Annotated in this window: 14 protein-coding genes; 6 read left to right on the forward strand and 8 right to left on the reverse strand. The window is 64.2% G+C overall.

What is annotated here, in order from left to right; genetic code table 11:
- Positions 1 to 70: 70 nt before the first annotated feature.
- Both ACFFF7_RS01610 and dacB read right to left on the reverse strand, forming a co-directional pair.
- Complete coding sequence (locus ACFFF7_RS01610; RefSeq protein ID WP_379479612.1) at positions 71 to 2,941, reverse strand: TonB-dependent receptor domain-containing protein; 2,871 nt, start codon at positions 2,939 to 2,941, stop codon at positions 71 to 73.
- A gap of 162 nt (positions 2,942 to 3,103) precedes the next feature.
- Positions 3,104 to 4,570 (reverse strand): D-alanyl-D-alanine carboxypeptidase/D-alanyl-D-alanine endopeptidase, encoded by a 1,467-nt coding sequence (gene dacB / locus ACFFF7_RS01615; RefSeq protein ID WP_379479613.1) that lies wholly within the window; start codon positions 4,568 to 4,570, stop codon positions 3,104 to 3,106.
- A gap of 182 nt (positions 4,571 to 4,752) precedes the next feature.
- Between dacB and purC the strand changes: the two genes are divergently transcribed.
- The 3 genes from purC to ACFFF7_RS01630 all read left to right on the forward strand — a co-directional run bounded on the left by purC (position 4,753) and on the right by ACFFF7_RS01630 (position 8,933).
- Complete coding sequence (gene purC, locus ACFFF7_RS01620; RefSeq protein ID WP_379479614.1) at positions 4,753 to 5,532, forward strand: phosphoribosylaminoimidazolesuccinocarboxamide synthase; 780 nt, start codon at positions 4,753 to 4,755, stop codon at positions 5,530 to 5,532.
- 43 nt (positions 5,533 to 5,575) lie between these two features.
- Entirely contained in the window at positions 5,576 to 5,974 is a 399-nt protein-coding gene (locus ACFFF7_RS01625) for a hypothetical protein (protein WP_379479615.1), read from the forward strand.
- A gap of 76 nt (positions 5,975 to 6,050) precedes the next feature.
- A complete protein-coding gene (locus tag ACFFF7_RS01630; protein WP_379479616.1) occupies positions 6,051 to 8,933 on the forward strand; it encodes a M16 family metallopeptidase in 2,883 nt (960 codons plus the stop codon).
- On the opposite strand, the gene ACFFF7_RS01635 is transcribed toward ACFFF7_RS01630, so the two are convergent.
- The 6 genes from ACFFF7_RS01635 to ACFFF7_RS01660 form a co-directional block, all read right to left on the reverse strand.
- Positions 8,912 to 10,033, reverse strand: coding sequence for an ABC transporter permease (locus ACFFF7_RS01635; protein ID WP_379479617.1), 1,122 nt, complete (start codon positions 10,031 to 10,033; stop codon positions 8,912 to 8,914). The two genes, ACFFF7_RS01630 and ACFFF7_RS01635, sit on opposite strands and share 22 nt — an antisense overlap.
- A gap of 1 nt (position 10,034) precedes the next feature.
- Positions 10,035 to 10,967: an ABC transporter ATP-binding protein gene (locus ACFFF7_RS01640; RefSeq protein ID WP_379479618.1), complete on the reverse strand. Its 933-nt coding sequence runs from the start codon at positions 10,965 to 10,967 to the stop codon at positions 10,035 to 10,037.
- Positions 10,964 to 11,938: an HlyD family secretion protein gene (locus ACFFF7_RS01645; RefSeq protein WP_379479619.1), complete on the reverse strand. Its 975-nt coding sequence runs from the start codon at positions 11,936 to 11,938 to the stop codon at positions 10,964 to 10,966. The genes ACFFF7_RS01640 and ACFFF7_RS01645 overlap by 4 nt, the downstream gene beginning before the upstream one ends.
- On the reverse strand, positions 11,935 to 12,552 hold the full coding sequence (locus ACFFF7_RS01650; protein WP_379479620.1) for a TetR/AcrR family transcriptional regulator: 618 nt from the start codon (positions 12,550 to 12,552) through the stop codon (positions 11,935 to 11,937). The genes ACFFF7_RS01645 and ACFFF7_RS01650 overlap by 4 nt, the downstream gene beginning before the upstream one ends.
- Before the next feature lie 102 nt (positions 12,553 to 12,654).
- Positions 12,655 to 15,399 carry a TonB-dependent receptor gene (locus ACFFF7_RS01655; RefSeq protein ID WP_379479621.1) on the reverse strand — a complete coding sequence of 915 codons (2,745 nt, stop codon included), beginning with the start codon at positions 15,397 to 15,399 and terminating at the stop codon, positions 12,655 to 12,657.
- A gap of 172 nt (positions 15,400 to 15,571) precedes the next feature.
- Complete coding sequence (locus ACFFF7_RS01660; RefSeq protein ID WP_379479622.1) at positions 15,572 to 16,114, reverse strand: hypothetical protein; 543 nt, start codon at positions 16,112 to 16,114, stop codon at positions 15,572 to 15,574.
- A 190-nt stretch (positions 16,115 to 16,304) separates the two neighbouring features.
- Between ACFFF7_RS01660 and ACFFF7_RS01665 the strand changes: the two genes are divergently transcribed.
- The 3 genes from ACFFF7_RS01665 to purQ all read left to right on the forward strand — a co-directional run bounded on the left by ACFFF7_RS01665 (position 16,305) and on the right by purQ (position 17,981).
- Positions 16,305 to 16,979 (forward strand): winged helix-turn-helix transcriptional regulator, encoded by a 675-nt coding sequence (locus ACFFF7_RS01665; protein WP_379479623.1) that lies wholly within the window; start codon positions 16,305 to 16,307, stop codon positions 16,977 to 16,979.
- A 91-nt stretch (positions 16,980 to 17,070) separates the two neighbouring features.
- Positions 17,071 to 17,307 (forward strand): phosphoribosylformylglycinamidine synthase subunit PurS, encoded by a 237-nt coding sequence (gene purS / locus ACFFF7_RS01670; protein ID WP_379479624.1) that lies wholly within the window; start codon positions 17,071 to 17,073, stop codon positions 17,305 to 17,307.
- Positions 17,304 to 17,981 carry a phosphoribosylformylglycinamidine synthase subunit PurQ gene (gene purQ, locus ACFFF7_RS01675; protein WP_379479625.1) on the forward strand — a complete coding sequence of 226 codons (678 nt, stop codon included), beginning with the start codon at positions 17,304 to 17,306 and terminating at the stop codon, positions 17,979 to 17,981. Before purS ends, purQ begins: the two co-directional genes overlap by 4 nt.

A 17,981-nucleotide genomic window follows, 5' to 3' on the forward strand; every position in this document is an offset into this window, starting at 1 on the left:
CGAACGCCCAACCCACAGGAAAGGGCGCGGTCCAGCAGCACCCCTTTTGTCGATCGTCAGGCGTAATGGATCAGAACTTGACCTCGACCTGCATCGTGAACGACCGACCACGCGGATCGGCCACGCGCGGTTCCCACGAACTGCCGCCACCAGTGTTGTCGTCATAGCTGATCGCGAACGGCGGATCGGTATCGAACAGGTTCTTGATGCCCGCAGTCAGCTTGACATTCTTCCGACCCGAATAGGCGACCGAGGTGTTGTAAATGATATAGGGCTTGACGTTGTAGACCACGTCGCTGCGCACCGCGGTTCCGGCAGTCACGCCGGCAAGGACGCGGTTACCATAGCCGTCACGGAAGATCTGGCTAAGTGAAGCCGACCAGACATCGTTGGACCAGGTGAGGAAGGCATTGTGCTTCCAGCGCAGCCCCAGGTCGCCGCTGGGTGAGAACAGGCCGCCCGGCATGGTCGTCCCGACCTTGTTGAGGAAAGGCACCGAATCAACCACGCGATCCTTCTTCTGAAGCAGGTAGGTGCCATCAAGGCCCGCTGTCAGCCGGCCGCCCAGCGCGTCCCAGCCCATGCGCAGCGCGACGTCGATCCCCTGGGTTTTCGATTCGCCGGCATTGGCCCAGCTGAGATCGAACCCGGTGATTACGCCCGCGCCGTTGCGCGGGAAGCGATCCGACAGCGACGTGTAGTACCGCATCAGCTCGGACAAGGTGAATATCTGGATCGTGTTCTTGCGGTTGATCATCCACCAATCGACCGACAGGCTGAACCGGTTGGTTGGCTGAATGACGATGCCAACGTTGGCCAGTTTGGCCGTTTCGGGCTGCAGATCGGGATTGCCCCCGGTGATCTGCTGCGCCGGGGTGACCCGGGCACAGGGGCCGGTGGTGGTCGGAACAAGCGAAGGGCAGGTCGACGGATCGATCAGTGCCGTGCCGGTGTACAGCGTGCTGCTGCGTCCGTTGAACAGCTGGTTGAAGCTCGGCACACGGAAAGCCGTGTTGTACGAGGCACGGAACATCAGCTGTTCGATAGGGCGGAACTTCGCGGTGAACTTGGGATTGGTGGTCGAACCAAAGCCGCTGTAATCGTCGATGCGGACCGCCGCAGTCACTTCGAACTGCGGGACGATCGGGAAGGACATTTCGGCATAGGCCGACTTCACCTCACGCGATACGCCGGCAACGTTGTTGGTGTTGTCGGTCGGCGCGGCGAAGACCGTGGTCAGGTTGCCGAAGAAATCGTACTTCTCCTTGCGGTAGTCGACCCCGACGGCGAGCTGGGAATCGCCACCCGGCAAGGCGAACAGCTTGCCCGCGATCCCGGCATCGGCCTGGAATACCGAATACTTGCCGCGGTACACCTGCTCGCCCCGCGCCGACGCGGTTTCCAGTAGATCGAGCCCAGCCTGGGACTGGGTCTGGCCCGGCAGCAGGAACGGATTGATCACCCCGGTGTTGAGCGCGGCCACGAGATTGGCGGTGTAATAGAAACCGCCGCCCAGCACCGAGCTTGAGCGACTGTCGGCATAAGATGCCCCCGCGTGATAGTCCCAGCTGTCGGTGATCGGCCCTTCCAGCGATCCGCCAACGCGCAACGTCTTGGTCTTGGTCTCGACCTCGCGCGGGCCGCATTCCAGGCAGCGCCAGCGATAGGCGATCGGTGTCCCACGCGCGCCGAGCGTGGGGAAAACGGCGATCAGTCGGTCATAGACCATGTCGTAGGTCGCATCATTGACCCCGGCGATGCGGCGATAGGTATAGTTCTGCGACGTTGTATTGGGTGTCACCTGGATTTCGGAATAGACCTTGTGCGCCTGCGCATCCGATCCGGTCACTTCCAGCGCAAGCTCATGTTCGCCGAAACGCGCCACAGCACGGCCGAGATAAGTCAGCGTATTCTGCTGCTGCTGCAGGTAGGCGCTTTTCGCGCTGTCGAAGGCGCAGGCATAGCGGAAATTCGGGATGTTCCACGCCTGCCAGTCATAGGCGCCCTGCCCTTCGATCGACTCGCAGCCTTCGCGACCGGGCAGATTGAGGACGTTGATCGCATCGACGCGCTGCGTGGTCGATCCGGGCATGAACGGCGCTGTGCCGGCCGAAGCAATGATGGTTCCGGCCAAGGGTACGATCGTGGCGAACGGCGATCCGCGCGTCTCTGGCGCCAGGGCGCGGTCGTACTGGAACAGATCGACGAAATCGCGCTGATCGCCGCGCAGCGGCTTGGTCCAGTTATAGCCGACTGCGGCCATGACGTTGAAGCCGTTGTCCTGCAGATCGCCCCACCCGGCGATCCCCGACAGGCGATAGATGTTCCCGCCGCCATGCTCGGTCACATCGGCGCTGCCCTGCAGCCCAATGCCGGTGTAGTTCTTCTTGGTGATGTAGTTGATCACCCCACCGACCGCGTCGGTGCCGTAGATTGCCGAGGCACCGTCCTTTAGCACTTCGATCCGGTCGATCGCCGCAAAAGGAATCTGGTTGACGTCCACCGCCGCTCCGGAAAGTCCGTGGGCCGCGACGCGCCGTCCGTTGAGCAGGACCAGTGTGCTGGCTGCACCCTGCCCCCGCAGGTTGGCGAAGGATGCGCCATTGGCCCCGCGGTTGGCGGCGGCCGTGCTGATCACGTCGGCGTTGGAGGCCAGGTTGTCCGCGCCGCTGCCATTGCTGTTCAGATACATGATCGCCTGTTCGGCGCTGTTGATCCCTTCGCGGCTCAAATCCTCGATCCGGATGATCTGCAGCGGCAGCGCGGAATTGTTCGGATCCTGCTTGAGCCGGGATCCGGTGACGACGATCTGGTTGTCCTTGGCCTCTTCCGCAGGAGTATTCTGGCTGGTGATATCCTGAGCCGCCGCAGGCACCGCAACCAAAGCACCAAGAGCGACCCCGCCAAGGCTGGCAACGCGAAGCAACGTGCGTGAAATCATGGTATCCCCCTGCAATCCGGTCGCAATGCGACACTGCTGTAACAGGCTATCAAATGATGCCGGGGGCGCCAGTATAAATGCGAAATATGCCCTGACTTCTGAACGATGGCAGCGGATAGCAGGGCACCTGTGTCGGGCGGGACACAGCGCCGGATTGCGCGATCAATTTGCGGCAGCGATCAAGGACACAGCGGCATCCATCGCAACCAGTGCATTGCCACCATCGGGCACATCGTTGGCCAGGATCGAAAAAGTCAGCACCCGCCCGCTAGCAGCCTGCATATAGCCTGACAGCGCATTGGTCGCGTTGAGCGTCCCGGTTTTCGCCCAGACCTTGCCCGCCAGCGCCGTCCCGGCAAAACGGCGGCGCAGCGTGCCGTCGACCGCGCCGATCGGCAGGGAGGCGCGCCAGACATCGCCCCAGCTCTGCGTGGCTGCCCAGCGCAGTAGGGCAACAGCTGCGCGCGGCGATACCCGGTTATACGTCGACATGCCCGAACCGTCGGAAAAGTCATAGCCGGCGCGGGCAATGCCGGCCTTGGTCAGAACCGTGCGCAGAGCCGCCTGCCCGGCCTCGATCGATCCTGGCTCGCTGTTGTCAGGGCCAAAGACGTCCTGCGCCTGGGCGGCCAGGCCAATGCGGCGCAGCAGCACTTCGGCGTGGAGGTTCTGGCTGGGCTTGTTGATCAGGGCGATCTCCTCGGCCAATGGCGGCGGCGTCACGCCCAGAGCAAATGCACCGGCAACTGCCGGAACCGCCGCCGGCGCGGCGCTGTGCGCGGGACGGTGGCGGACCACCACCTTGCCGGTGACCTTGACACCGCGCGCTTCCAGCGCCTGGCGCACGGTCCAGGCGGCATAGTCCGCAGGATCGTCGATCCCCAGCAGCTCCTTCCACGGCAGAGCGTCGGCGAGGATTGTTCCGAAGACGCGCAATTCGCGTCCATTTACCGCGCGATCATAGCCGAGCTTGGTTTCACCGTCGGCAACTGTCCGGGTCTCGTTACGTACCGTAAGATAGGGTGACACGGCGACCGTGCCCGGTGTCCCCGGCTGGGTAGCCGTAACCGTCAGCGGCAATTCGTTGTCATCGATGACCAGAGCCGAGGTTGCCGTGCCGGAATCGGTGGGAATGTTGTTCCAACTCATCCCCGGGCTCCACCGCTGATCGACGAAGGCGGTGTCATCGGCGATGACATTGCCGACCTTGCGGGTCTTCATCGCGATGCCTGAAACCAGCCCGCCCAGACAGCGCTTCACGCAATCGCCAGCAGTCGACAGCGCCGTCCCGCCGCCCTTCAGCACCACGTCGGGCGCGCCGCGCTTGGCCGGAACCAGCGCCAGGCTGGTCATTGCAGCCGTCTCGGCAGCGGGCTCGTCCTGGCCCAGCACCGCCATGGCGGCTGCGGTCGTGAACAATTTGGTGTTGGACGCGGGAATGAAGCGTTGATCGGGATTGATCGCCACTACTTCGCGGCCATCCTGATCCACCACCAGCAGTCCGAAACGGGTTCCGGCGGGTGCCTGGGCCAGCACTGTTTCGACCTGCTGCTGCAATGGCGGCGCGCTTTGCGCAAATGCCGCTGCGGGAAGGAAGAGCAGGGCGAGAGCTATGCAGTTTCGTTTCACGCCGCCATCCTGCCCCGCCCGGTGTCGCAAGTCCATCCGGCCTAGCTTCCACTACCGACGCGGCGGCTTGATTGCACTGCCCGGCAATTTGGCGTAAGGGCGCGGTTGTCCGCCCCGGCCGCGCGAGTCCGAACCGACTTGCCATGCCGGGGTTTGCCTTTTCACGTCCAAGGAAGTGCCTCATGTCCCGTCGCCGCCAGATTTACGAAGGCAAGGCCAAGATCCTCTACGAAGGGCCCGAACCGGGCACCCTGATCCAGTACTTCAAGGACGATGCCACTGCGTTCAACGCCCAGAAAAAGGGCACGATCAATGGCAAGGGCGTGATCAACAACCGCATCAGCGAATATGTTTTCACGCGCCTGGCACACATCGGCATCCCGACCCACTTCATCAAGCGGCTCAACATGCGCGAGCAGCTGGTCCGCCAGGTCGAGATCATCCCGATCGAAGTGGTCCTGCGCAATGTCGCCGCGGGCTCGATCTCCAAGCGCCTTGGCATTCCCGAGGGGGAGCCGCTGCCGCACACGCTGATCGAATACTACTACAAGGACGATGCGCTGGGCGATCCGATGGTCGCCGAAGAGCACATCGCGTGCTTCGGCTGGGCCGGGAACGAGGAGATGCAGGACATCTCCTCGATGGCGATCCGCATCAACGACTTCCTCTGCGGGATGTTCGCGGCAATCAACATCCGCCTGGTCGATTTCAAGCTGGAATTCGGGCGGATCTGGGACGGCGATTACAGCCGGATCATCCTTGCCGACGAAATCAGCCCTGACGGCTGCCGGCTGTGGGACATGACCACCGGCGAGAAGCTCGACAAGGACCGCTTCCGCCGCGATCTCGGCGGCGAAGAGGAAGCCTATCAGGAAGTCGCCCGCCGTCTCGGCCTGCTCGAGAACGAGGGGCCGAGCGAAGTGCTCGACCTCGGCGCGCACCGCAAGCTTCGGGGCAAGTAGAGTCGGCGGCTTCCCTGCCCTCACGTTGCGTTACCTAGGCGTCATGCATGCGCACAATGCCCTGTTGGTTTGCATTCTAGTCAGTCTGTCTCTGAACGGTTACGCGACGCGTGATGAAGCCAGAATAGAAGATAGGACGCTGGAAAACAGCTGCGATGATGTCGTAGTGATCGGCAAGATTGACAACGGCAAGTACCAGCACGTCTCAAATCCCGATGACCTTATTGGACACGGCTGGTTTGACGCAACCATCAGCGTACGAAAGGTTGTCAGAGGACCAAGATTACCAAAAGTCATCCCTGTCCGCTATTTCGCGCATACCTATATGCGCGAAGACCGTGAGTTCATGTTCGTTCTAAATCGAACCGAAAACGGCATATTGGTGATACGAACCGGCCAAACGACAGCACTGCGCCCTACACTATCGACGCCTTGCGAATAGGCCGAGTGCTTACATCGCCGGATTTCAACCCGGGCCGCCCCTTGCCCCCGGCCCCGCCTTGCGCCACCTAAGCGCCATGCTCCCCCGCAAGGCCCTGTTCGTCCTCTCGATTTCCGCCCTCGCCCTCGCCGCCTGCGCGCCGCGGGCTGGCGGATTGGCCAGCGCAGGGTCACGGCCCAAGCCGATCTGGGCCTTTCAGGCGAGCGACGTGCCGGTCGACGAAGGTTATCGCTTCGGCCGCCTGGACAACGGCATGCGCTATGTCGTGCGCGCCAATGCCACGCCCAAGGCAACGGCGATGGTGCGGATGCAGGTCGATGCCGGGTCGCTCGACGAAAGCGACGACGAGCGCGGCTTTGCCCATTTCGTCGAGCATATGGCTTTCAACGGTTCGACCCGGGTGCCCGAGGGCGAGATGGTCAAGCTGCTCGAACGCGACGGGCTGTCCTTTGGTGCCGACACCAACGCGCAGACCAATTACGAGCGCACCACCTACATGCTCAACCTGCCGCGGACCGATCCCGCGCTGCTCGATACCGCACTCATGTTGATGCGCGAGACGGCGAGCGAGCTGACCATCGCGCCCGAAGCCGTCACGCGCGAACGCGGCGTGATCCTGTCCGAAATGCGCGACCGAAACAGCTTTTCGCTGCGCAATTACATCGACCAGACCCAGTTCGTCACGCCCAGCGCGCGTTATGTGGCGCGGCTTCCCATCGGCACCAGCGAAACGCTGAATGCCGCGACGGCGGAGGGCCTGCGGGCATTCTACAGGCGCGAATACGTGCCGGCGCAGACCACGCTGACCGTGATCGGCGATTTCGATCCCGATGCGGTAGAGGCGGCGATCCGGAGCCGCTTCGCCGATTGGCAGCCCGCAAAAGCGGATCCCCAGCCATCGGCTGGGCCGGTCGAACCCAAACTGGCCGCCAGGGCCGGCATTCATATCGACCCCGCCCTGTCGGAGCGGATCACCGCGCTGCGCCTCGGCCCGTGGCTCGACGAGCCCGACAGCGTCGCCCAGCGCCGCGAGAACCTGCTGCGCCAGATCGGTTACGGCGTGGTCAACCGGCGGATGCTGCGCCTGACCCGCGAGGCCAATGCCCCGTTCCGCAGCGCCGCGCTGGGCACCAGCGATCTGTTCAAGGCCGGGCGCAGCACCGCGCTGGCGGTCGACACGGTCGACGGCAAGTGGCGCCGCGGATTGATCGCCGCGGCGCAGGAATATCGCCGCGCGCTCAAATACGGGTTCAGCGCGGCCGAAGTGGCCGAGCAGGTCGCCGCGATCCGCGCCGCCAACGTCAACGCCGCCGCAGCGCAGGACACCCGCAGCAATGGCCAGCTGACCGGGGCAGTTATGGCGCTGTTGTCCGACGATATCGTGCCGGATACCCCGCGTCGCTCGCTCGAACGCCTGGAAGCCTTCATTCCGCAGATCACGCCCGAAGCGGTGCTGGCGGCGATGAAGCGCGAGCTGGTGCCGCTCGACGCGCCGCTGCTGCGCTTTCAAGGCCGGACCCCGCCACTAGGCGGCGCGCAGGGCCTGCGCCAGGCATGGGACGAAGCCATGCGCGGCGCCATTGCGGCACCCGCTGTCACCACGGCGGCACCGTTTGCCTATACCGACTTCGGCCCGGCCGGGCAGGTCGTGGCCGATACGACCGAGCCGGTGCTGGGCATCCGCGAACTGCGCTTTGCCAACGGCGTGCGCCTCAACCTCAAGCCGACCGCGCTGCAAAAGGACCTGACCTGGATCCAGGTGTCGATCGACGGCGGCAATTTCCTGGCGACCAGGGACAATCCGCTGGCGACCAAGATGGCCGGCGTGCTGCCGCTGGGCGGCCTGGGCAAACACAGCAAGGACGATCTCGATTCGCTGCTGGCCGGGCGGACCGCTTCGACCAGCTTCGCCGCAACCGACGAAACCTTCACCCAGGTTGTCACCACCAACCGCGCCGACCTGCTGCTGCAGATGCAGCTGCTGGCGGCGCAGGTCACCGATCCCGGCTACCGCAAGGAGGGCGAGGTCCAGTTCCGCCAGTCGATCAACAATATGTTCGCCTCGCTCCGCGCCACGCCGGGTGCCGCGCTGGCGGCGGACGGCGGCGCGATCCTGTCGGACAATGACCCGCGCTTCAGCCTGGGCAAGGTCGAGGACTGGCGCACACTGACCTTTGACAAACTCAAGATGGCGATCACCGACCGCTTGCAGCACGGCGCGATCGAGATTGGCCTGGTTGGCGATTTCGATCCGGCCGACGCGATTGCCGCAGTCGGCAAGACCTTTGGCGCACTGCCCGTGCGCGAGGCCGAGTTCCGCCCCTATGCCGAGCAGCGGGTCCGGAGCTTCACCGCCGACCGCAGCCCGCGACTGCTGCATCACACCGGGCCAAAGGATCAGGCGCTGGTCACTTTGACCTGGCCGACCCGCGACGGCGAGGATCCGGTCGCCATGCTCCAGCTCGAATTGCTCGAGCGCGTGGTCCAGATCGAGCTGACCGACAGCCTGCGCGAAAAGCTGGGCAAGGCCTATTCGCCCAGCGCCAGCAGCACCGCGTCCCGCACCTGGCACGGCTTCGGCATATTCGGCGTTTCGGCCTCGGTCGATGTCGGCGAGGTTGCCGCAACCCGCGCCGCGATTGCCGAAACGCTGACCGAATTGCGCGACCGGCCGCTTGGCGCCGACGTGCTGCTGCGCGCGCGTGCGCCGATGCTGGAGAATTTCGACAACCTTCTGAAAAGCAATGCCGGCTGGCTGTCCTATGTCGATCGTGCCCAGACCGAGGCCGACCGGATCGATCGCTACACCAAGGCCAAGGCGCGGATCAGCGCGATTACCGCGACAGACTTGCAAACCCTGGCAAGGCGCTATCTGAGCGGCAATGCCGGCGTGGAAATCACCGTCCTGCCCGAACCGGATGCACGCGCGCCAACGCCTCAGCCGACCGTATCGCGGTAACGCCGCACTGCAACCACGGCAAAGACCACCAGCATTGCCGCCAATGCTGCGGCTTCAGGCAAGGCTAGCGAAGCGTCCCAGCCCTTGAGCATGATCCCGCGCACGAGCCGAATGTAATGCGTGGTCGGCAGCAGTTCGGCGAACAGCTGCGCCCAGCGCGGCATGCCGTTGAAGGGAAAGGCAAAGCCCGACAGCAGGATCGAGGGCATCAGGTACATGAAGCTCATCTGCATGGCTTGCAGCTGGCTCGACGCCACGGTCGAAAAGGTGAAGCCCAGCGCCAGGCAGGTCGCCATGAACAGCAGGGTCACGGCGATCCCCAGCCCAATCGATCCGACGAACGGCACCTGGAACACGGTGGCGGCAAAGGTCAGCACTACCGCCAGCTGGACCACCCCGACCATCAGGTTGGGAACGATCTTGCCGATCATCACCTCGATCGGGCGCAGCGGGGTCGCCAGCAGGTTCTCCATCGTGCCCTGCTCTTCCTCGCGCGTCACCGCCAGCGCGGTTTGCATGACCATGGTCATCGACAGGATGATCGCGAGCAATCCCGGCACCGTATTGTGGCTGGTGATCCCCTCGGGATTGTAACTGCGGTGCAGCACGACATCGACCGGGGCCGCAGCGGTGACGCGGGCGGCCAGCGGTCCGGTCAGATCGTGGCGCAGCGCCGCGTCAACGGCTTGCCCGACCGCCGCGACCGCAGGGCCGGTTGCCGCCGGATCGGTGGCGTCGACCGTCAGCAGCAATTGCGGCCGCTCGCCCCTGACCAGCGCGCGGGCGAAGTCCGGCGGGATGGTCAGTACGAACTGGACCTTGCCCTCGGCAATCAGGCGGTCGCCCTCGCCATAGCCGGTCGGTGCCGCCTTGAGATCGAAATAGGACGTCTGGCGCAGCGCGCTGACGATGCTGCGGCTGAAGGCGGAATTGTCGTTGCTTTCCACCGCCAGCGCCAGGTGGCGCGGATCGTTGTTGATCGCAAAGCCAAAGATCACCAGCTGGATGATCGGGATCATGAACATCATCGCGACGGTGCCGGGATCGCGCAGCATCTGGCGCATTTCCTTGAACACCATGGCGCCGATGCGTTCGAGCATGTCAGGCTGCCTCGACCACGGAGTTGTCTGTCGCGGTGCGCATCAGGTGGATGAACACGTCCTCCAGCGTCGGCGCGGCGGGCTCGAACGCGATACGCTCGGCCCACGGCGCGACGGCGCGGCGCAGCGCGGCGGGATCGGACCCGCAGACGTGGAGCGAGGTGCCGAAGGCAGCCGCCATGTCGACGCCGGGACGCGCCTCCACCTCGGCGGCGATGCGGTCCGCGCCGGGCCCTTCCCCGCGCAAGGCGTGGAGGCCCGATGCGGCAATCACCTCGTCAGTGGTCCCCCGCGCCAGCATCACGCCATAAGCGATATAGGCAATCTCGTGGCACCGCTCGGCTTCGTCCATGTAGTGGGTCGAAACCAGCACGGTCATCCCGTCGCGCGCCAGGGCGTGGATCTGGTCCCAGAACTCCCGCCGGGCCTGCGGATCGACTCCGGCGGTGGGTTCGTCGAGCAGCAGAATCTTGGGTTCGTGCAGCACCGCGGCGGCCAGGGCGAGACGCTGCTTCCACCCACCGGACAGCTTGCCGGCCAGCTGGGTGGCCCGGCTGGCGAGACCCAGTCGCTCCAGCGCCGCATCGACCCGCGCCTTGCGGTTGTCGAGGCGGTAGACGCGGGCGATGAACTCGAGATTCTCGGCAATCGACAGGTCGGAGAACAGCCCGAACTTCTGGGTCATGTAACCGATCTGGTGCTTGATCGCGCGGCGCTTGGTGCGCAGGTCAAGGCCCAGCACTTCGCCTTCGCCCTCGTCGGGGATGAGCAGACCGCAGATCATCCGCAGCGTCGTGGTTTTGCCCGAACCGTTCGGTCCCAGAAAGCCGCAGATGCGTCCCGGCTGCACGGTCAGGTCAACGTGATCGACCACGGTGCGCGCACCAAAGCGCTTGGTCAGCCCGCGCACGGCGATGGCGGGACTCTCGCTCACAGCGGGGTGACTTCGACCGGAAGACCGGGCGGTAACGGCTGGTCGGTCACGGGCAGCAAGGCTTCGACCATGAACACCAGCTTGGCCCGGGCGTGTTCGGAATAGATCACTGGCGGAGTAAATTCGCTGCGCGGAGAAATGTAGCTGATCCGCGCTTCGCGCACCGCGCCGCAGCCGTCGCAGCTAAAGCGGATCGTGGTGCCGGGGCGGACTGCGGCGATCCGATCTTGCGGCACAAAGAAGCGCACCTTGCGGCGATCGTCGGGCAAGACCGAGACCACCGGCGCATTGGCCGGAACCCACTCGCCAGGATTGTAATAGGTCTGCTCGATCACGCCCTTGGCCGGAGCGACCGGGGCAATTTCGCGGCGGCGCTGACGCTGGGCGCGCAGCGCAGCGGCAGCGGCGGCAGAGTCGGCGCGGGCTGCGGCGATTTGACCGGACCGGCCGGCCGAAATCTCGCCCGAGGCGATCTGGGCGCGGGTCTGGGCCAGTGCTGCCGCTGCGGCGTCACGTGCCGCCCGCGCCGCATCGAGCTGGGATCGGGAAGCAAAACCCCGGGCGGCCAATGCGGCAATGCGCGAGAAGTCGTTCTGCGCCTTGGTCAGCTGCGCTGCGGCCTGGGCCTCGGCAGCGCGCGAAATGGCGATCTCAGGCGCACGTTGACGGGCTTCGGTAAGATCACCGGCCTGTGCCTGGCTGGCGGCCACCTGTGCTTCAAGCCGGGCAGTATCGGCATCGGTCGTTTCTGGATCAAGCGAGAACAGCGATGCGCCCTGGGCCACGCTGGCACCGCGTTCGACGGATCGCGATGCCAGTCGCCCCGATACAGGGGCGGCGACATACAGCGTCTCCGCCTCGACATAACCAAGCCAGTTGGCCGGGCGCTGCTGGGGCCAGAGATACGAAATTGCCGCGCCGATGACAGCAAGCGCGACCAGCCCGATTGCTGGCTTTGGCAATCCATTCATGATCCGTCACTCCGTACGCGCAAACCGTTTAATACCGTGTCGGCGTGGACCTCCGCGAGCGTGACTGGGTCAAGCGGTTCGGCACCGACCGGCTCGAACACCACCTTCCAGATCGCCCCGAACAGGACGCCGCCGACGACCGTCCGGCACGCCTGACGCGGATCGGCGACCGCGAATTCGCCGCGGGCGATGCCGTGGCGAATGATCCGTTCAATCGTATCGAGCCCGCGCATGATCGCACGGTCATGGTAGGAACGCGCCAGGTCCGGAAAGTTCATCCCCTCGCCGATGATCACGCGCGGGACGAAGGCCATCTCCGGGCTGGTCAGCCGCTGTGCCATCACCGCGATCAGGCCGCGCAGCAGGTCCGGGGCGGGAATCTCGCCGAAGTCCGCGGGGGCGGCCTCGGGCAGCATGGCGTCGATCAGTTCGCCGGTCAGCGCTTCGAACAGCGCCTCCTTCGAAGCAAAGTCATGATAAAGCGCGGCCTTAGAAATCCCGACTTCGTGCGCAATGTCAGCCATGCGCGCGCCGGCAAAACCGCGGGCGTTGAAGGCATTGCGCGCCGCCAGCAGAATGTCTGAACGGCGCGTCGGTGACTTGGTGCGAGCCATGTGCAGTTTTATAACTGACCGGTCAGTTATAATCAACGACAGAAAAATGGGCGGGCATGCCGAAGCGCGCCCGCCCAGTCAGGGAGGATTGGAAAGGAAGGTTTAGAACTTGATCGAAGCGTCGAGCCCGAAGGTGCGCGGCGGGTTGAAGTTGCCGTAGTCACCCAGGATACCGCCGACGTTGCCGATAAGCAGAACGTTGGTCGTGGCGCTTGCCGCGGTCTGGACTGCCGGGATGCTGTTCGACGGATCGCGGCGATAGACGTGCGCTTCGTCGAACATGTTGCGGACCCAGCCACTGACGTTCAGCTTGGCATCGCCACCGCCAAGACCGATGTCGAGCAGCGAGATGCGGCCATTGATGATGAACGAGCTGTCCGCCTTGGTCGCGAACTGGTCGAACGCCTGGGTGGCCTGGGCGTAGTTTGCGTCAATGTGGAACTTGACCCGGGTATCGCCGCTGATCGGCACTTCGTAGTCAATCGTGCCGCTGGCCGCGTTGCGCGGGGTGAACACGATGAAGAACTTCTGCGGAACGGTGGTGGTGTTGACAGGCAGAACCTGCCCGGAGGTGGTGCAGCCCGCATACGGCGTGCCTGCGCCGGTGCAGGTGCCGAATGCCGTATAGCTGACGTTGACCGGCGGGATGTCGGTGTAGGTATAGGCATATGACGCACCGATGGTCAGGCCGTCGACCGGCTTGACCGTCAGGTCGGCCTCGATCCCGCGGATCTTGGTGATGCCGGGCGCGTTGAAGGTGACCAGGTTGTTGAAGTTGCCGGTCGCGGTCGGCTGGATCGTCGACAGGTCGACCTGGCTGTTCTTGCGGTCCATGATGTAGGCAGCAAGGTTGAAGCGCGCACGGCGGTTCCAGAAGTCCGCCTTGAGGCCGACTTCATAGCTCTTCACGTCTTCCGGATCGAAGGCCTGGTAGTTCGAGGTGCGCGAGCTGGCGCCGCCCGCACGGTACCCGGTGGCATACTTGGCATAGCCATGCAGCGAGTCGCTGAAATCGTAGGCAAGGGTCGCGGTCGGGTTGAAGCGGCTCCAGGTCTTTTCCAGCGGTGTGTAGCCATTGGCAATTGCCGTGGCGGTCAGGTTGCCGCTGGCATCGCGGTAGACGTTGCCACGCGACATCAGCAGTTCGCCCGACTTCTTGTCCTTGGTGTAGCGACCGCCAACCGTGAGGTGCAGCACGTCGGTCGCGTTCCAGGTGACCTGGCCGTAGGCGGCATAGCTGCGCGAGCGGACCGCAGAGGCGCGGTCGATCGAGCAGCCCTGCACGGCGTTGCCAAGCGCCACATAGGACGGGTTGGTCGTGACGGCGCAATAGGCCGAACGCGGACGCTCGGCGTAAGTGGCACCTGTCACGATGCCCGCGGTCGACGTGGCCAGGGCATACATCGAGTTCGGCGTCGCGGCGTCATCGCTGACATGTTCGATGAAGTAGTAGAGACCGGCGACGTAATCGAACGAACCGATCGAACCGACCGCCTGGAATTCCTGGCTGAACTGGCGCTGGCGCAGGTCGGCAAGGCTATAGCGGCTGAAGGTACACGCTGTGGTCGTGGTGCACGCGCTCGTCGTATTACCCAAGCCGAGATTGATCACCGGCACGCGGTGATAACCGCCCGAGTTGTCCCACTGTTCGACATCGACCCCGCGCCACGCGGTGATCGAGCGCAGCTCGAGTTCGGGCGAGGCCTTCCACTTGAAGATATTGGTGAAGCCGTGGGTCTTGTCGACGCTTTCCTGCTGCGGCACGCCGATATCGGCGGTGCGCATCAGGCTCGATCCGTTGACAACCACGCCCGGGATGAGCGGCCGAATGGTGCCCTGCGTGCCCGTGAAGGCAGTGCCCGGGGTAACGCAGGTGCTGCCCGAAGCGAGCGGGATCGGCGCAGCGTTGGAGCCGCCGCTGGGACAGCTGTTGGGGTTGTAGTTGAGCAGCTGGCTGTAGAACGGCGTGTTCGCGTCGTGTGCTACGTCGTAAGCGAAGTCGTTGGTGATATTGTCAGTGGGCTTCCAGCGCAGCGCGGCGCGGCCGCCCTTGCGGTGGTAGTAACCCCAGCCGGCCTGGTCGGCGAGTGGGTTCTTGGTGATCGCGTCCTGGTGAGAAATGACGCCATCGAGTTTGACCGAGAAGCCGGCGACTTCTGGGAGGTCAAGGTGTCCGCCAAGATTGTAGGCGCCGATGTTGCCGAAGCCGCCTTCGATACGCCCACCGAACTTGCCACTGGGCGCCTTGCTGATCATCGACAGCGCGCCGCCTTCGGTGTTGCGGCCGAATAGCGTGCCCTGCGGGCCCTTGAGCACTTCGATTCGCTCAATGTCGAACAATGCCGTGTTGAGACCATGCTGACGGCCGAGGTAGATGCCGTCGATGTAGACGCCGACGCCCTGCTCGCGAGCCGGCTGGTTGGCGTCGAGCGGCACAATGCCGCGAATGCCGATGGTCAGCGCCGACTGGCGGGCTTCGAAGGTGGCGACACGCAGCGAGGGCACGCCGCCGTCGGCCAGATCGAGCAGGCTCTGCACCTTGCGTTCGCGGATCGTATCTGCGCCCATAACCGAGATCGAGATCGGGGTGCGCTGCAGATTGGTTTCGCGCTTGGTCGCGGTGACGACGATTTCGGTCAGACCCGGTTCCGACGAGCGGCTATCGCCCTCGCTGCTGGTTGTGTCCTGCGGGGCGGGATCTTCGGCGCCTTCGGGCCCGGCGACCTTCACCGCATCTTCGGAGATGGTCAGGTTGGCCGCGGCACTGGCTGCGCCGGCTTGGCCCAAGGCAAGCGCCGCCGCAAGCACGGCACAGGACGCTTCGAGGCGGATACGGGTACGGGTCATGGTGGTTTCCCTGGAGAATGGTCTGTCTTGTCGACGCCGACCGTGGGAAACCGAATCGCCCCCCAGGCGGCCTCACCGCCGCCTCTAGGTGCGCTATGTGTCGCTTCCGCGTAGACTTGGTGACACCACTGCGACAGGGACGTGTCACAGACTTGACCGCTATGTGAAGCAGCTACTCAATGTGCGCGGATTGCAGCAGTTCGAGCCATTGGCGACGCGCCGGCTGATCGGGCACGCCTTTGATCAAAATCGTCAGCAGGAATAACGAACGCTTGCCCTGGACGATCCGGGTGATGGTGGTTTCGGCCCGGGTTCTGGGACAGGCGGTGACGTGGCGCTCAAACGTCAGGGAAATTTCATCCTCGGTGATCGGAGTCACGTCGACCATGCAGCCGCGGTCAGTCCGTGCCTTCAATTCCGCTGCCCAGTCGCGCGCGGTCTTGACCTTCTTGTCAGGGGAGCGCGCAATGATTTCCAGTGCCTCGATCCAGTTCTTTGCCGAGCTGCCCTTTATTGCGATCAGATCGACGACATAGCGCGGATCCTTGCCATTGAAATCGATCATTCCCTGATCCCCGCCGTCGAGTACAGCCTTCAAGGGGGGATAGAGCCGATGATCGAAGGTCAGCCGTTCGGCATGGGCGGGCAAGACCCAGAACACCAAAAGAAGTGATACGACAAGGCGCAGGGTGCGGATCGGAACACGCTTGATCATGAGGTGATGCTAGACCCGCCATGGCAGGAAATCACAGGTCTTTTTGACGACAAAGATATGACATCAATATGACACGGGCTCGCATGCATGTTGGAAACCGCGGCTAAGTGAAACTGTCACAATAGCATCATGAAACCGTCATTTTGCGCAGGCATCAGGGTCGGGAAACCGATGCAACTGTGCCGCAAACATGACCGAACAGACCACACTCCTGATCACCGCACCAGACCCTCAGCTGCTGAGCGACCTTGCGCGTGACCGCCCGGCGTGGCGCGTGATCCCGCTTGGCGATCGATTGCCGGAACGGATCGAAGGCGTCGCATGGGGCTTCATCGACTGGCTGGGCCCGACAATGTCGGGTCTGGAAATGTGCCGCCGTCTACGAGAAGCCGAGCCGACCCGCCGTTCGCACCTCACCATGGTGCTTGAGGAAGCCGATGCCGACGCCCGGCGTCGCGCGCTGCAGGCCGGCGCCGATGACTACATCGTTGGCGCACTCGATGCCGCGCGCCTCATTGACCGGGTCGATCGCAAGGGAGCGGCTGTCCAGCCCGCCCGCCAGCGCTTAGTCAACGGCCCGATCGCCATCGATATCTCGGCGCATCAGGTGCGGGTCAATGGCGCCATCGTATTGCTGCGCCCCAACGAGTTCCGCCTGCTTGCCCACTTCATGGAAAATCCCGATCAGGTCTTTTCGCGCACCGCGCTGATCGACCAGCTGGGCAAGGACGAGGACGCGCTGGACGAGCGCACGGTCGACGTCTGGGTCGGCCGCCTGCGCCGCGCGCTGGCCGCGCACGGCGCGCCCGATCCGCTGCGCACCGTACGCTCGCTTGGCTATGTGATGGATTCGTACGAAAGCTGAGCATCACGGGGTCGGGACACCTTGCCCTGCCGCGCGCACGAAGGCATAGGCGCGGGCGAATCCCACGCCCGTCTGTGCGAAAGGTACTCCCATGAAGGTCCGCGTCTTCGTCAGCCTCAAGAACGGGGTGCTCGACCCGCAGGGCCGCGCCATCCACCATGCGATTGAAGGGCTGGGCATCCACGGCGTCAACGATGTTCGCGCCGGCAAGATGATCGAACTCGATGTGGCCGATAGCGTGACCGATGCCCAGCTTGAAGAAATGGCCAGCAAGCTGCTCGCCAACATGGTGATCGAGAACTACCGGATCGAGAGGATCTCGGCATGACCTTCCGCAGCGCCGTCATCACCTTCCCCGGTTCGAATTGCGACAGGGACATGGCCGACGCGCTGGAAAAGGTTTCCGGCACCGCGCCGCACCGGGTGTGGCACGGCGATGCCGATCTGCCCGATGGGCTTGACTTCATCGCCCTGCCCGGCGGCTTTTCCTATGGCGACTATCTGCGTTCCGGCGCGATGGCGGCGCGCAGCCCGGTGATGCAGGCGGTAATCGCCGCAGCGAACCGCGGCGTCCCGGTGCTGGGGGTGTGTAACGGTTTTCAGGTTCTGACCGAGAGCGGTCTGTTGCCCGGCGCGCTGCTGCGCAATGCCGGGATGAACTTCGTCTGCCGCGAGGTGAAACTGACGGTCGAGAACAGCCAGAGCCTGTTTACCGCCGGCTATGCCGCCGGACAGCAGATCACCATTCCGGTGGCGCACCATGACGGCAACTATTTTGCCGACGAAGCCACGCTCGACCGGCTGGAAGGCGAAGGCCGCGTCGCGTTCCGCTATGCCGAGCCTGTAAACGGTTCGGCCAGGCAGATCGCCGGAGTGCTCAATGCGGCCGGCAACGTGCTGGGGATGATGCCGCATCCGGAACGGATGATCGAAGCGGAACAGGGCGGCACCGACGGCCGTGCGCTGTTCGAAAGCGCGGTGAAAGCGCTCGTTTCAGCCTGA

The organism is Novosphingobium aquiterrae, from assembly GCF_042434435.1.
Classification (GTDB): domain Bacteria; phylum Pseudomonadota; class Alphaproteobacteria; order Sphingomonadales; family Sphingomonadaceae; genus Novosphingobium; species Novosphingobium aquiterrae.